Here is a 12,699-nt window from a genome sequence, read left to right as displayed (position 1 = left end):
CCGCTCACCTGCCCGGCACCGCGCCGGGCGGGGTCGTCCCGGCCCGGCGCACGCGGCCGGTGGCGACCAGCTCCAGCGTGATGAGCACCGCGACCGCCTCGATCGCCAGCAGGCCGATGAGGACGAGCAGCTGGGTCGCGCCGGCCTCGACCGGGTCGGCGCCGCCCAGCAGCACGCCCACGAACGCGCCCGGCAGCGTCACCAGCCCGACGGTGCGGGTCTGGTCGAGGACGGGGAACAGCGCGAGCGCGGCGGCGGGCCGGCACACCTCCAGCGCGGCCTCGCGCGGCGGCAGGCCGAGCGCGAGGCCGCCCTCGTACTCGCCGCGCCGGGCGGCCAGCTCGTCCAGCGCGCGGCGGCCGGTGAGCCCGGTCGCGGTCATCGCGCCGCCGATGAAGATGCCGGCGATCGGCAGCACCGCGACCGGCCGCGCGGGCACCAGCGTGGACGCGGTGAGCAGCGCCAGGACGGGCGCGACCCCCGCGACGATCGGCAGCGCCGTCCACCAGGCGGGCCCGCGCAGCGCGCCGGTGATGCGGCGGCCCGCGGTCGCGACGGCGACCACGACCATCCCCGCGACGAACGCCGCGGTCCAGCCGGCGCTGCGCAGCACCGCCGTGATGACGAGCGACACCGCGGTGAGCTGCGCGGCGGCGCGCCCCGCCGCGACGGCCATGTCGCGCCCGAGGCCGAGCCCGCCGAGCCGCACCAGTAGCGCCGCCACCGCCGCGAGCGCGACCAGGACGAGCGCCAGCAGCGGCCCGACCTGCGGTGCCGCACTCGCCGCGGCGTTCACCGCCGTGGCGGCCGCGGCGGCGGTCATCCCGCCCGCCGCCGACGAATGTTCGCGGTTCTCATCCTCGTTCAGCCGATTGTGATCCCATAGCGCTCTCCTACCCGCACAAAACCCCGATAGCGTGGGACTTGTGGAGGATGAGGAGGCAGGCGGGACGTCCCGCCGCAAAGCGCTCTGGTTGATGGGCGCGGCCGCCGGCCTCGCCGCCCTGGCCGCGGACGGCGCGGTCCCCGCGCGGGGGTCCCGGGCGGTCGCCGGTCCCGGCCGGACGACGCCCCGGGCCCGGCCGGTCATTCATCCGACGCCGACCCCGAAGCCCGTCCCGACGCCGCGTCCCGCGCCGTGGACGCCCGGGAAGCTCACCGCGCTGAAGACGCCGGTGCGGGAGCTGACGCAGCTGTCCCCGGCGCCGCCGCCGAACACGATCGCGCTGACCATCGACGACGGGCCGAGCCCGCTGTGGACGCCGCGCGTCCTCGACCTGCTGGCCGAGCACCGGATCCACGCGACGTTCTTCATCATCGGCGAGCAGGTCAAGGAGTTCCCGAAGCTCACCCGGCGGATCGCCGACGGGGGCCACCAGATCTGCAACCACACGATGACCCACCCGATCACCATCGCGCACCTGCCCCGCAAGCGGGTCAAGAAGGAGATCGTGGACGCGCACAAGCGGATCTCCGACGTCACCGGCGTGGTGCCGCAGTTCTTCCGCTCGCCGGGCGGCGCCTGGTCGAAGAACGTCCTGGAGCTGACCGCCGAGCACGGGATGCTCCCGATCGACTGGGCCGTCGACCCGCGCGACTGGGCACGGCCGGGTGTCGGGAGTATCCGCAAGACGATGTTGTCGGCGAAGTCCGGCAACATCCTGCTGTGCCATGACGGCGGCGGCGACCGGACGCAGACGCTCGCGGCGCTGCGCACGGTCATCCCCACCCTGAAGCGCCGCGGCCTCAACTTCGTCGCGCTGTAAGGGGCGGCGGGTCACAGCCCCGCGAACAGGTCGTCCTCAGGAAGCGGCGCCGGGACGTGCGCGCGCCAGCCGGTAGTCCTCGGTGGGCCACACCGCCCGTTCGACGTCGCGGGGATGGGCCATGAAGCCCGCCTCCGGGTCGATCTGCGTGGCGTGCGCGAGCAGGGCCCGGTCCCGGACGTCGAAGTACTCCGCGCACGGGACCCGGGTGGTGATCTCCAGTTCGGGCGCGGTGTCGGGCCAGTCCGCGATGATCGGCCCGATGGCCGACTCCAGGCCGCGTGCGGTCAGCCCGTCGTGCAGTGCCTGGAACCACGACCGGGAGAAGGCGCCCTGGTAGTAGAGCTTGAGCGGGCGCCACGGCTCGCCAGTCCCTGGGTAGCGGGACGGGTCGTCCGCCGCGTCGAACGCCTCCATCGTCACCTCGTGGGTCCTGACATGGTCCGGGTGGGGGTAGCCGCCCGTCTCGTCGTAGGTGACGACGACGTGCGGGCGGAACTCGCGGATCAGCGCCACCAGCGGACGGGCGGCGTCGGTGAGGGGGAGGCGCGCGAACGACCCGTCCGGCGGCTCCGCTCCCGCGGCGGGCAGGCCCGAGTCCGCGAAGCCGAGCGAGCGCTGCCGGACGCCGAGGACCGCGCAGGCCGCGGCGAGCTCCGCGCGCCGGACCGCGGCCAGGTCGCCGCGGACTCCCGGCCGGTCCATCGCCGGGTTGAGGACGTCGCCGCGCTCCCCGCCGGTGCAGGTCGCGACCAGGACGTCGGCGCCCTCGGCGGCGTACTTGGCCAGGGTGGCGGCGCCCTTGCTCGACTCGTCGTCCGGATGGGCGTGCACGGACAGCAGTCGCGGGCGTTCACCGGACACGCGCGGGTTCATGCGGTCTCCTTTCGGGTGGGGCGGCGTGAGGGGTAGAAGAGCGCGGGGACGAGGGTGACCGCCGACAGGCCGACCGCCCACCAGAACGTCTCGCCGTAAGCGGCGGCGGGGGCGGCGTGGTGGCTGAGCGTGTTCTGCAGGACGACCGCGAGCACGGCCGTGCCGAGCGAACCGCCGACCCGGTTGAGCGTGTTGACCGCCCCGGCGGCGCGGGCGGTCTCGTGCGGCTCGACGCTGGAGTAGATGGTCGCCATCCCGGGCGCCATGACGACGCCGAGCCCGGCGCCCCGCACGACCAGTGACACGACCAGCAGCCATCCGGCCGGGCCGGACCCGAGCTGGGTGAACGCGAGCGTCCCGACGAGGGTCAGCGCGATGCCGGTCAGGATGAGCGGACGGGGCGCCATCCGGTCCGCGAGACGGCCGGCGAAGAACGTCGCGACGGCCGTGCCGAGCGCCTGCGGTGCCAGCAGCAGCCCGGCCTCCAGCGCGGAGGCGTGCTCGACCTGCTGGTAGTACAGCGGTAGCAGGAGCATGGAGCTGTAGAGCGCGGCGCCTTGCAGGAACGAGTTGGCCGTGGCGACCGCGAAGCCGCGCCGGGCGAACAGCCGCAGGTCGATCAGCGCGTTCCCGCGGCGGCGCAGCGCGTGCGCGCCGTACCCGAGCAGCAGCGCCGCCCCGGCCGCCAGGGCGCCCGCGACGCGGGCGGAGCCGAACCCGCCGGCGTCGCCGACCTCGGAGAAGCCGTACACGAGCGCGGCGAGCCCCGGGGACAGCAGCGCGACGCCGAGCAGGTCGAGCCGTGTGCCGCCCTGGCCGCGCGCGCCGTCGGCCGGCACGTACCGGGCCGCGAGGAGCAGCGTGAGCAGCCCCAGCGGGACGTTCACCAGGAACATCCAGCGCCAGTCGAGCCGCTCGACGATGAGCCCGCCGAGCACCGGCCCGAGGACGGGCGCGAAGGTCATCGGCAGCACGGTCACGCCGAAGACCCGGCCGAGCCGGGCGGGCCCGGCGGCGCGGACGACGATCGACTGGCCGATCGGCTGGATGAGCCCGCCGCCCACGCCCTGCAGCACCCGGAACACGATGAGACTGCCCGCCGACCAGGCCAGCCCGCACAGCGCGGAGCCCACGGTGAACAGCGCGACGGAGATCATCCACATCGTCCGGGCGCCGAAGCGGTCGCTCGCCCAGCCCGCCAGCGGCATGACCATCGAGATCGCCAGCAGGTAGCCGGCCGACACCCACTGGACGGTGCCGAGGGGGCTGTGGAAGTCGCGGGCGACGGCGGCCAGCCCGACGTTGACGATCGTCGTGTCGAGCAGGGCCAGGATCGGGCCGAGGACCAGGACGAACGACATCTTGAGCAGCGCCGGGTCGAGCCGTTCGGGCGGCCGCGCGGCGGCGCGGACGGGCGCGGTGGTCATCGGAACCTCCAAGTAAGTGGAACGAGCCGAACTTTAGGCTCGTCCCACTTACTTGGTCAAACGAAATTTAGGTTCGACCTACATTCAGGATGCGGCGGGCGCCGCGGCCGCCTCCGGCCGCTCGTCCGGGTGCCCCTCTCCCGGGGCCTCCGCCCCGTGCGAGAGGCGCGGCAGCCAGCCGAGCCACCGGGGCAGGTACCAGTTCGCCGGGCCGAGCAGCGCCATCACCGCCGGCAGCAGCACCACCCGGACGACCGTCGCGTCGATCAGCACGGCCACCGAGAGGCCCACGCCGAGCTGCTTGAAGTCCTGCATCGACAGCGTCCCGAACACCCCGAACGTGGCGATCATGATGACGGCGGCGCTGGTCACGGCGCCCGCCGTCGCGGTGATCCCCTCCCGGACGGCGGGCCCCGCGGCCAGCCCCCGCTCGTGCGCCTCACGGATCCGCGACACGACGAACACGTGGTAGTCCATCGACAGCCCGAACAGCACGACGAACACGAACAGCGGGATCCACGCCTCCAGCGCTCCCGCCGCGTGCGTGCCGACCAGGCCGTCGCCCCAGCCGTGCTGGAACACCGCGACCATCACCCCGTACGCGGCGCCGACCGACAGCAGGTTCAGGACGATCGCGGTCGCCGCGACGGCCAACGAGCGGAAGAAGACCAGCATCAGCAGGAACGTGATGCCCATGACGAACAGGAACACCGGCACGATGCCCGCGCGCAGCCGCGCGTTGTAGTCGACCGAGGAGGCGAGCTGCCCGCCCACGGCGGCCTCACCGGCCCGTCCGACGGTCTCCGGGACGATCCGGTCGCGCAGCGTGCTCAGCGCGTGCCGGGACGCGGCGTCGGCGCCGGTCCCCGCGAGCGGCACCGCGATCTCCGCGATGTTCGCCTTCTCGTGCACGGTCACCTCGATGGGCTCGTTCATCTCCCCGGACGCCACGGCCCGCCGCCGCAGCTCCTCGATCGCCGCCCGCGCCCGCGGCGAGCGGATGTCGTCGGCCTTCAGCACGACGCCCGCGGGCTCCGGGTTGCCGGGGAAGGCCGCCTTCAGCTCCTTGTAGGTCCGGGCGATGGGCTCGCCCGGCGGGATCTGCTGGTCGAGCGCCAGCCGCTCGGTCCGCATGCCGAGCGCGGGCGCCGCGAGCGCCAGCAGCAGGCCGGCGGACAGGATCGCCGCGGTCCCGGGCCGCGCGAGAACGGGCCGCAGCAGCGCCGCCACCGGCCCCGGCCGCCCCTCGCCGCGCCGGCGCGCGGCCCGGCTACGGCCCGGCAGCGGGATCCGGCCGAACTCGACCCGGTCGCCGAGCAGGGCCAGCAGCGCGGGCAGGACGGTCACCGAGCCGAGCATCGCGATGCAGACCACGAGGATCGTCGCGATCGCGAACCCCTCGAACAGCAGCAGCCCGGACAGGAACATCCCGGCCATGGCCACCATCACGGTCAGTCCCGAGATCAGTACCGACCGTCCCGAGGTGGCCGCCGCGACCGCCAGCGCCGCCTCCCGGTCCAGGCCGCGGGCCCGCTCCTCCCGCTCCCGCTTGAGGTAGAACAGGCAGTAGTCGACCCCGACGGCGAGGCCCATCAGCAGCATCACCGAGTTCGTCGTGTCGTCCATGTGCACCGCGTGGCTGGCGACGGCGAGCAGTCCGCCCGCCGCGACGAACGCCGTCAGCGCCAGCAGCACCGGCAGGACGGCCGCCAGCAGCGCCCCGAACGCCACCAGCAGGATCCCCACGGCCAGCGGCACCGCGGTCAGCTCGGCGCGCTTGAAGTCGCCGCCGACCGCGTCCCCGAACCACTTGTCGGCGGTGGCGCCGCCGAACTGGCCGATCTTCACCGACGGGTTGTCGCGCGCCGCCCGGCCCACGGCGTCCTCGACCGCGGGCAGCGGGTCCGGTGCCCCGTCCGGCGCCTCCTTGAGCGCGAACTGGACGATCACGTGGCGGCGGTCCTTGGCCACCGCGTCCGGCCGCAGGTCCGTGATCACACCGGTGGCCTGCACGTGCTGGCGGACGGCGGCCACGGCGCGGGTCATCTCGGGCGACCCGGCGGCGTGCGACCCGCCGGAGATCAGCACCGTCTCCCGGTCGGGGTTCTCGACCTTGGCGTCGTCGATGATCCGCGCCGCCTGCGTCGACCGGCCCGCGCCGTTCTCGTGATCGGCCATCGAGACCTGGCCGGCCGCCCCGCCGAGCACCGCGGCGGCCACGACGAACGCGAGCCAGCCGAGCAGGGCCGCCAGCCGGTGGCGCGCGCTCCAGCCGCCGAGCGAAGCGGCGAGATTCCGTTTCATGGGGTCCCCTGAAGAAGGTCGGATGCGGGGTGGCACCCATGACGCTAGGGAGAGCGCCCCTGGTCAGGACATGGCCCTAGTTACCGGCCGGGGGTGCACTCAGGTACACCCCACCCCCGGGTTGCGGGCACACTGTGCTGGCGGGCCGCGCGCCGGAGACTGGACTCCGGAACGACGGGCACAACCACGGAGGATCCAGTGATGACCGAGATGGCGAACGAGACCGTGTGGCAGGCACGGCTCAGGACACCGGGGCGGGGGCTGCTGCTCACGCTGATCGGCCTCTCGGCGATGCTCGCCGGGCTGTTCTTCATCACCGTGGTCTCGACGATCGGCGGATTCCTCGGCGTGCTGTTCTTCCCGAGGGCGACGCGGTTCCTGCGCTCGCGCGTCGACCGGTACCGCCGCGTGATCGGCCGGTGGACGGGCGTGGAGATCGAGCGCCCCTACCTCCCCGAGCCGGAGGCCGAGCCGGGGCTCCCGGGCCGGTTCAAGAGCTTCGTCGCGCTGATCTCCGACCCGGCGACCTGGCGCGACTACCTGTGGGTGTCGGTGGACCCGTTCGTCCTGGCCTTCACGGCGGCACTGCCCATCTACATGATCCTCTACGGGATCTGGGGGTTCCTGCTGGCCGCGTTCGCGGGCGGCCTCATCGCCGATCACGGCGGCAACGAGTGGTACACCTTCGTGCACGTCGACGCCGGCTACGCGCACAGCCCGCTGCGGCTCGCGGGCACCCTCGTGGTCGCCACCGCCTTCATCGCCGGCGCCTTCCTCTCCGGCCCGCCCCTGATGGCCGTGTACATCCGCTGGGCCCGGCACCTCCTGGGCCCGACCGAGCGGTCCCGGCTCGCGCTGCGCGTCCGGCACCTGACCGAGACGCGGTCGGACGCGGTCGACGCCTCCGCCGCCGAGCTGCGCCGCATCGAGCGCGACCTGCACGACGGCGCGCAGGCCCGGCTGGTGGCGATGGGCATGAGCCTCGGCGCGATCGAGCACCTGCTGGACCGGGACCCGGAGAAGGCGCGGCTGCTGCTCGCCCAGACCCGCGAGTCCTCGACCAAGGCCCTGCACGAGCTGCGCGACCTCGTCCGCGGCATCCACCCGCCGGTGCTCGCCGACCGCGGCCTGGGCGATGCGATCAAGGCGCTCTCGCTCGACCACCCGCTGCGCCCCGAGGTGACCGTCGAGCTGGCCGGACGGCCCGAGCCGCCGGTCGAGTCCGCCGTCTACTTCGCGGTGTCGGAGATCCTCACCAACGCGGCCAAGCACGCGGACGCGTCCCATGTCTGGGTCGACCTGCGGCACGAGCGCGGCATGCTGCGCGTCACCGTCACCGACAACGGACGCGGCGGCGCCACCCTGGACGGAGGCACAGGACTGCGCGGGCTGGAGCGCCGGATCGGTACATTCGACGGCGTCCTCGCCCTCAGCTCGCCCGTGGGCGGACCGACCATCGTCACCCTGGAGCTGCCGTGCGCGTTGTCCTCGCCGAAGATCTCGCCCTCCTGAGGGAGGGGCTCGTCAGCCTGCTGGAGACGCACGGCTTCGAGATCGCGGCCGCCGTCGACAACGGCCCGGGACTGCTCAAGGCGCTGCTCGACCACCGCCCCGACGTGGCGGTGGTCGACGTGCGCCTGCCGCCGTCCTTCACCGACGAGGGCCTCCAGGCGGCGCTGGAGGCCCGCCGGCGGGTCCCCGGGCTCCCGGTGCTGGTGCTGTCGCAGTACGTCGAGCAGCTCTACGCCCGCGAGCTGCTCGCCGACGGCACCGGCGGCGTCGGCTACCTGCTGAAGGACCGGGTGTTCGACTCCGCCCAGTTCGTCGACGCCGTCCGCCGCGTCGCCGCCGGGGGGACCGCGATGGACCCCGAGGTGATCTCCCGGCTCGTCGCCCGCGGCGTCCGCGACCGGCCGCTCGGCCGGCTCACCCCCCGCGAGCTGGAGGTCCTGGAGCTGATGGCCCAGGGCCGCTCCAACGCGGCGATCGCCCAGCAGCTCGTCGTCACCGAGCGGGCCGTGACCAAGCACACGGCCAACATCTTCGCCAAGCTCGACCTCGCGGTCACCGGTGACGACAACCGGCGCGTGCTGGCCGTCCTGGCCTACCTCGACCGCTGAGGCCCCGCGGCCCGCGGCCCGCCGTCCCGCTCGCCCGTCCAGGTGAAGCGGGGCGCGCGGCGCTCCAGGAAGGCCGCGACGCCCTCGGCCGTCTCACCGCCCGCGGCGGCCTCCTCCAGCCAGCGGCGGGCCGCCGCCTCCACCGGCCCGCCCGCGGCGGCCGTGTCCACGATCTCCTTCGCGGCCCGCTGGGTGAGCAGCGAGCGGGACGCGAGCGTCGCGGCGAACTCGGCGACCCGCGCCCCCAGGCCGCCCGCCGGGACGATCTCGTCCAGGAATCCGACGCGCAGCGCGTGCTCCGCGCCCACCAGGTCGGCGGAGAACAGCAGGTACTTCGCCGCCGCCGGGCCCACCAGCCGCACGAGCCGGGCCGTGGCCGAGGACGGGTAGACGATGCCGAGCTTGGCGGGGGTGATCCCGAACCGCGCGCCCTCCGCCGCGAACCGCAGGTCGCAGGCCGCCGCGAGCTGGCAGCCGCCGCCCACGCAGAACCCCTCGATCGCGGCCAGCGCGGGCTTGGGGAACGCCGCCAGCGCCTCCTCCGCCGCCGTGGACAGGTGCCCGCCGTCCGGCCGGTCGATCGCCGCCAGCTCGGCGATGTCGGCGCCCGCGCAGAAGTTCCCGCCCGCCCCGGTCAGCACCAGCACCCGCACCGCCGGGTCGGCGGCCAGCCCGGTCAGCAGGCCGGGCAGCGCCCGCCACATGTCCGCCGACATCGCGTTGCGCTTGGCGGGCCGGTCGATCGTGACCGTGCCGACGCCCTCCGCGACCTCGCAACGCAGCCCCACGGCCGTGCCGGCGGTCTCGCCCGCGTTCATGGATCCCCCTCGGTCCGGCGCCTGCGCCATCGTACGAACCGGGCCGATCCGCCCGTCCGGCCGGGTCCGGGTTGATCGGAACCCGCCGCCGCCACGGGGAGTCAAAAGAGGCCGTGAACCATCGAAACGGGTCCGGGCCGGGGGGACGGGCGCCCACGTCTCCGAGGGAGTCGCCACGGATGGACCACCGGCGCATGATCACAGGGGCCGCCGTCGGCGCGGGGGCCGCCGGGCTCGCCGCCGCCCTGACCGGATGCGCGGGTTCCGGCGCCCCGGCCACGGGGCGGTCCCACGCCCCGGTCAGGTCCCCCGCGCCGATCACCGCCGGCTGGTCGCTGCGCTGCACCGACCCGCCACGGGACGTGAAGGCCGCCGGAGCCAAGGGCGCGAAGGGCCCCGAGAAGAAGGGCGCTCAGCCGAAGAGCACTCAGCCGAAGAGCACGGGGACGAGGAGCCCGGGGGCCGAGGGCGCGAAGGGCGGCGCGGCGGTGCGGGCCCCGGCGCCGGTGTGGAGCGACCTGACCGAGGTGGCCTGGGACCGCGACCCCGGCGGCGCCAGGGTCGCCTTCACGACCGCCGGGCCGCTGCCGGGCGGTGCGGCGCCCGGCGACACCGCGTACACGACGGTCATCCGGCAGAAGTCCCTGGAGGTGCGCGTGGAGGTCCGGCTCGTCCGGGGCACCTGGCGCGTCACCGGCCGCGGCGGACGCGGCACGGCCACGCTCCAGAGCCGCCCGGCGGTGGACGGGCCCACGCTCAGCCTCGCCCTGCCCCGCCGGCTGTCCGCCGGGCGCGGCGAGATCGATCTGCTGCGGCGGGTGGACGTGGCGGCGGCCACCCGGGTCGCGACCCCGGACGGCGTGTTCGAGGACGAGGACTGCACCGCGACCGGGACCGACCGGCGGCGGCCTTCCCCGACGCGGACCTTCCTCTCCTGGCCGGAGGAGCCGAGCACGCCGACCCCGACGCGGACGGTCACCAGGCGGCCCGGACGGACGACGCGCCGCCCGCCCACCGGCGACCCCACGAAGGTCGGTGCCCCCTCCGGGGACGATCCCACCGCGTCCACGCCCCGGTCCCGGAAGGGCACGGGGTCGGGGTCCAAGCCGTCCCGGCCGCGGAGCCGGCGCTGACCCGGCCCCCGGGAACACGCGGGAACACGCGGGAACCGGCGCCGGGAACGAAGCCCGGCGCCGGGGAATGCGCGACGGGCCCCGAGTGCTGTACTGTCGAGGAGGCGTCTTCGGTTTTCCCGCCTCTCGCGGTGAGGACGTCCCTTCCCCGCCCGGGCCATCTGAGCGCCCGGTGATCACCGGTTCGGCAGCGCGGTTCTCGCGTCCGGGCCGCCGTCCAAGGGAGCCGACGTCAGCCCGGAGAGCCGAGCTGCATTTCCTCGCATTCCTCTCGCGTACGCGCCGCGGGCCTCCGCCGCCGTACGCGGAAATCGACCCCGGGTCTCGCGGAGCGTTCCGCGACGCCTGAAGAAGGGACCCCCATGTCCGCTTCCACCATCACCACCGAACGCAGATCCCGCGCCGCCCAGTCCTCCGCCGCCAGGACCGGCGGGGCGGCGAGCACCCGCCGGCGGTCCGCGCCGGCCGGCCGGACCGGCGGCCAGTCCGCCGGGCAGGCCGGCTCCGAGCCCGCCGTCCCGTTCCACGGCGTCCTCGCCGTCCAGGACAAGCACGCGTTCGTCCGCACGTCCGGCTACCTCGCCGGGCCGGACGACGTGCACGTCTCCCTCGCCCAGGTGAAGGAGTTCGGCCTGCGTCCCGGCGACGTCGTCACCGGGACGGCCCGCCCGCCGCGCTCGGGCCGCGACAAGTTCGGCGCGCTCGCCGCGGTGGACACCGTGAACGGCCTGTCGCCGGCCGAGGCGGCGCGGCGCCCCGAGTTCGGCAAGCTGACGCCGCTGTTCCCGCAGGAGCGGCTGCGGCTGGACACCGGCCCGCTCGCGACCCGCGTCATCGACCTCGTGGCGCCGATCGGCAAGGGCCAGCGCGGGCTCATCGTCGCGCCGCCGAAGGTCGGCAAGACGATGGTGCTGCAGGCCGTCGCGAACGCCGTCGGCCTGAACAACCCCGACGTGCACCTCATGGTCGTGCTGGTCGACGAGCGGCCCGAGGAGGTCACCGACCTGCAGCGGTCCGTGCGCGGCGAGGTGCTCCACTCGACGTTCGACCGGCCCGCGCAGGACCACACCGCACTCGCCGAGCTGGCCGTGGAGCGGGCCAAGCGGCTCGTCGAGCAGGGCCACGACGTCGTCATGCTGTTCGACTCGATCACCCGTCTCGGCCGCGCCTACAACCTGGCGGCGCCCTCCAGCAGCCGCATCCTCGCGGGCGGCGTGGCGACGACCGCGATCTACCCGCCCAAGCGCTTCTTCGGCGCGGCCCGCAACATCGAGGACGGCGGCTCGCTGACCATTCTCGCGACCGCGCTGGTGGAGACCGGCTCCCGGATGGATGACGTGTTCTTCGAGGAGTACAAGGGCACCGGCAACATGGAACTGAAGCTCGACCGCGGCCTGGCCGACCGGCGTGTGTTCCCCGCCGTCGACATCGAGGCGTCCGGCACCCGCCGCGAGGAACTGCTCATGTCGGCCGAGGAGCTGGCGCTCAGCCACCGCCTCCGCCGCGCCCTCCAGGGCATGGACCGGCAGCAGGCGATCGAGCAGCTGCTGGAGAAGATGAAGGGCACCACCTCCAACGCCGAGTTCCTGCTGCGGCTCCAGCAGACGACCGTCTGAGGGTCATCCGCGCCGCTCGGGCCGGAACGACCCGAGGATCACGTCCAGGACCCGCCGGTCGGACGTCCAGCCGGAGTCCCGCCCGGAGAAGCACAGCTCGTACCCGGCCCAGCGCCCGCACAGGACGCGCTCGGCGCCCTCGTCCCCCGCGCGGGTGAACTCCCACTCCACCGCGCCGTCGGCGCGCAGCGGCACCGGTTCGAGGCGCAGCCGCCGGTAGCCGGGATGGCGCCGGTCGTGCGCCGCGCGGCGCTCGGCGGTGCGCAGCCCCGCGAGCGGGTCGCCCGGGGCCGGGGAGATCCGCAGTGTCCGGCCCGACTCCCGGTCCTGCCAGGTCATCGCGGAGGCGTGCCGCTCGGCCTGCCATCCCTCCGGGACGAGCACCGAGTACGCGCCCGCGTCGCGGTATCGGACGGTCCGGGCCGTCACGCCGGACGCCGGCCGCAGCGCCACCGCGGCGCTCTTGCCTATCGACGTCCACCGGGCCGCCCACGTGCCCATGCCCGCCGCGACCGCCGCGAGCATCGCGACGCTGAGGACGGCGCCCAGACGCACCCGTCCGCCCGCCACCGAGGCCCGCGCCGAGGCCCGGACGGCCCCGCGCGCGGGACGCGGGCGACCCCGGCGTCCCGTCGGGCC

General features: G+C 74.9%; 9 protein-coding genes and 2 pseudogenes. 5 read left to right on the top strand and 6 right to left on the bottom strand.

Translation table 11 applies throughout. The annotated features are described in order from the left end of the window. Positions 1-4: 4 nt before the first annotated feature. A complete protein-coding gene (locus E1291_RS17605; protein WP_131738903.1) occupies positions 5-823 on the bottom strand; it encodes an ABC transporter permease in 819 nt (272 codons plus the stop codon). 103 nt (positions 824-926) lie between these two features. Between E1291_RS17605 and E1291_RS17600 the strand changes: the two genes are divergently transcribed. Further along, the gene (locus E1291_RS17600) at positions 927-1,766 is read left to right on the top strand and encodes a polysaccharide deacetylase family protein (RefSeq protein WP_242614212.1); all 840 of its coding nucleotides are present in this window, start codon (positions 927-929) and stop codon (positions 1,764-1,766) included. An 11-nt stretch (positions 1,767-1,777) separates the two neighbouring features. On the opposite strand, the pseudogene mca reads toward E1291_RS17600, so the two are convergent. From mca to E1291_RS17585, 3 genes and pseudogenes are all read right to left on the bottom strand, one after another. Further along, positions 1,778-2,642 (bottom strand): annotated as a pseudogene (gene mca / locus E1291_RS17595) (mycothiol conjugate amidase Mca). Next, positions 2,639-4,069 (bottom strand): DHA2 family efflux MFS transporter permease subunit, encoded by a 1,431-nt coding sequence (locus tag E1291_RS17590; protein WP_131738902.1) that lies wholly within the window; start codon positions 4,067-4,069, stop codon positions 2,639-2,641. The pseudogene mca and the gene E1291_RS17590 overlap by 4 nt, the downstream one beginning before the upstream one ends. 84 nt (positions 4,070-4,153) lie before the next feature. Continuing rightward, positions 4,154-6,373 carry an MMPL family transporter gene (locus E1291_RS17585; protein ID WP_131738901.1) on the bottom strand — a complete coding sequence of 740 codons (2,220 nt, stop codon included), beginning with the start codon at positions 6,371-6,373 and terminating at the stop codon, positions 4,154-4,156. Between the two features lie 201 nt (positions 6,374-6,574). On the opposite strand from E1291_RS17585, the gene E1291_RS17580 reads away from it, so the two are divergent. Next, complete coding sequence (locus E1291_RS17580) at positions 6,575-7,885, top strand: sensor histidine kinase (RefSeq protein WP_242614211.1); 1,311 nt, start codon at positions 6,575-6,577, stop codon at positions 7,883-7,885. Next, complete coding sequence (locus tag E1291_RS17575; RefSeq protein WP_131738900.1) at positions 7,849-8,493, top strand: LuxR C-terminal-related transcriptional regulator; 645 nt, start codon at positions 7,849-7,851, stop codon at positions 8,491-8,493. Before E1291_RS17580 ends, E1291_RS17575 begins: the two co-directional genes overlap by 37 nt. On the opposite strand, the gene E1291_RS17570 is transcribed toward E1291_RS17575, so the two are convergent. Beyond that, positions 8,478-9,311, bottom strand: coding sequence for an enoyl-CoA hydratase/isomerase family protein (locus tag E1291_RS17570; RefSeq protein WP_131738899.1), 834 nt, complete (start codon positions 9,309-9,311; stop codon positions 8,478-8,480). The two genes, E1291_RS17575 and E1291_RS17570, sit on opposite strands and share 16 nt — an antisense overlap. Positions 9,312-9,505: 194 nt before the next feature. Between E1291_RS17570 and E1291_RS17565 the strand changes: the two genes are divergently transcribed. Together E1291_RS17565 and rho are read left to right on the top strand one after the other, a co-directional pair. Then, positions 9,506-10,444 carry a hypothetical protein gene (locus tag E1291_RS17565; protein ID WP_131738898.1) on the top strand — a complete coding sequence of 313 codons (939 nt, stop codon included), beginning with the start codon at positions 9,506-9,508 and terminating at the stop codon, positions 10,442-10,444. A gap of 446 nt (positions 10,445-10,890) precedes the next feature. Beyond that, positions 10,891-12,060: pseudogene (gene rho, locus E1291_RS17560) on the top strand (transcription termination factor Rho); the annotation flags it as partial. A 3-nt stretch (positions 12,061-12,063) separates the two neighbouring features. Here rho and E1291_RS17555 read toward each other — a convergent pair. Next, the coding region (locus tag E1291_RS17555) for a serine/threonine kinase C-terminal domain-containing protein (protein ID WP_207400780.1) at positions 12,064-12,699 on the bottom strand (636 nt) is incomplete at its 5' end.

Origin of the sequence: Actinomadura roseirufa (assembly GCF_900659635.1) — a bacterium.
GTDB classification, from domain to species: Bacteria; Actinomycetota; Actinomycetes; order Streptosporangiales; family Streptosporangiaceae; genus Spirillospora; species Spirillospora roseirufa.
The sequence above is the reverse complement of the archived record's forward strand: the minus strand, read 5'-3'. Positions and strand labels throughout refer to the sequence as shown.

Excerpts from the sequence above, each read along its gene's own strand:
- E1291_RS17570 (WP_131738899.1), bottom strand. The coding sequence starts at position 9,311 with ATGAACGCGGGCGAGACCGCCGGCACGGCCGTGGGGCTGCGTTGCGAG.
- E1291_RS17585 (WP_131738901.1), bottom strand. The coding sequence starts at position 6,373 with ATGAAACGGAATCTCGCCGCTTCGCTCGGCGGCTGGAGCGCGCGCCAC.
- E1291_RS17565 (WP_131738898.1), top strand. The coding sequence starts at position 9,506 with ATGATCACAGGGGCCGCCGTCGGCGCGGGGGCCGCCGGGCTCGCCGCC.
- E1291_RS17580 (WP_242614211.1), top strand. The coding sequence starts at position 6,575 with ATGACCGAGATGGCGAACGAGACCGTGTGGCAGGCACGGCTCAGGACA.
- E1291_RS17590 (WP_131738902.1), bottom strand. The coding sequence starts at position 4,069 with ATGACCACCGCGCCCGTCCGCGCCGCCGCGCGGCCGCCCGAACGGCTC.
- E1291_RS17605 (WP_131738903.1), bottom strand. The coding sequence starts at position 823 with ATGACCGCCGCCGCGGCCGCCACGGCGGTGAACGCCGCGGCGAGTGCG.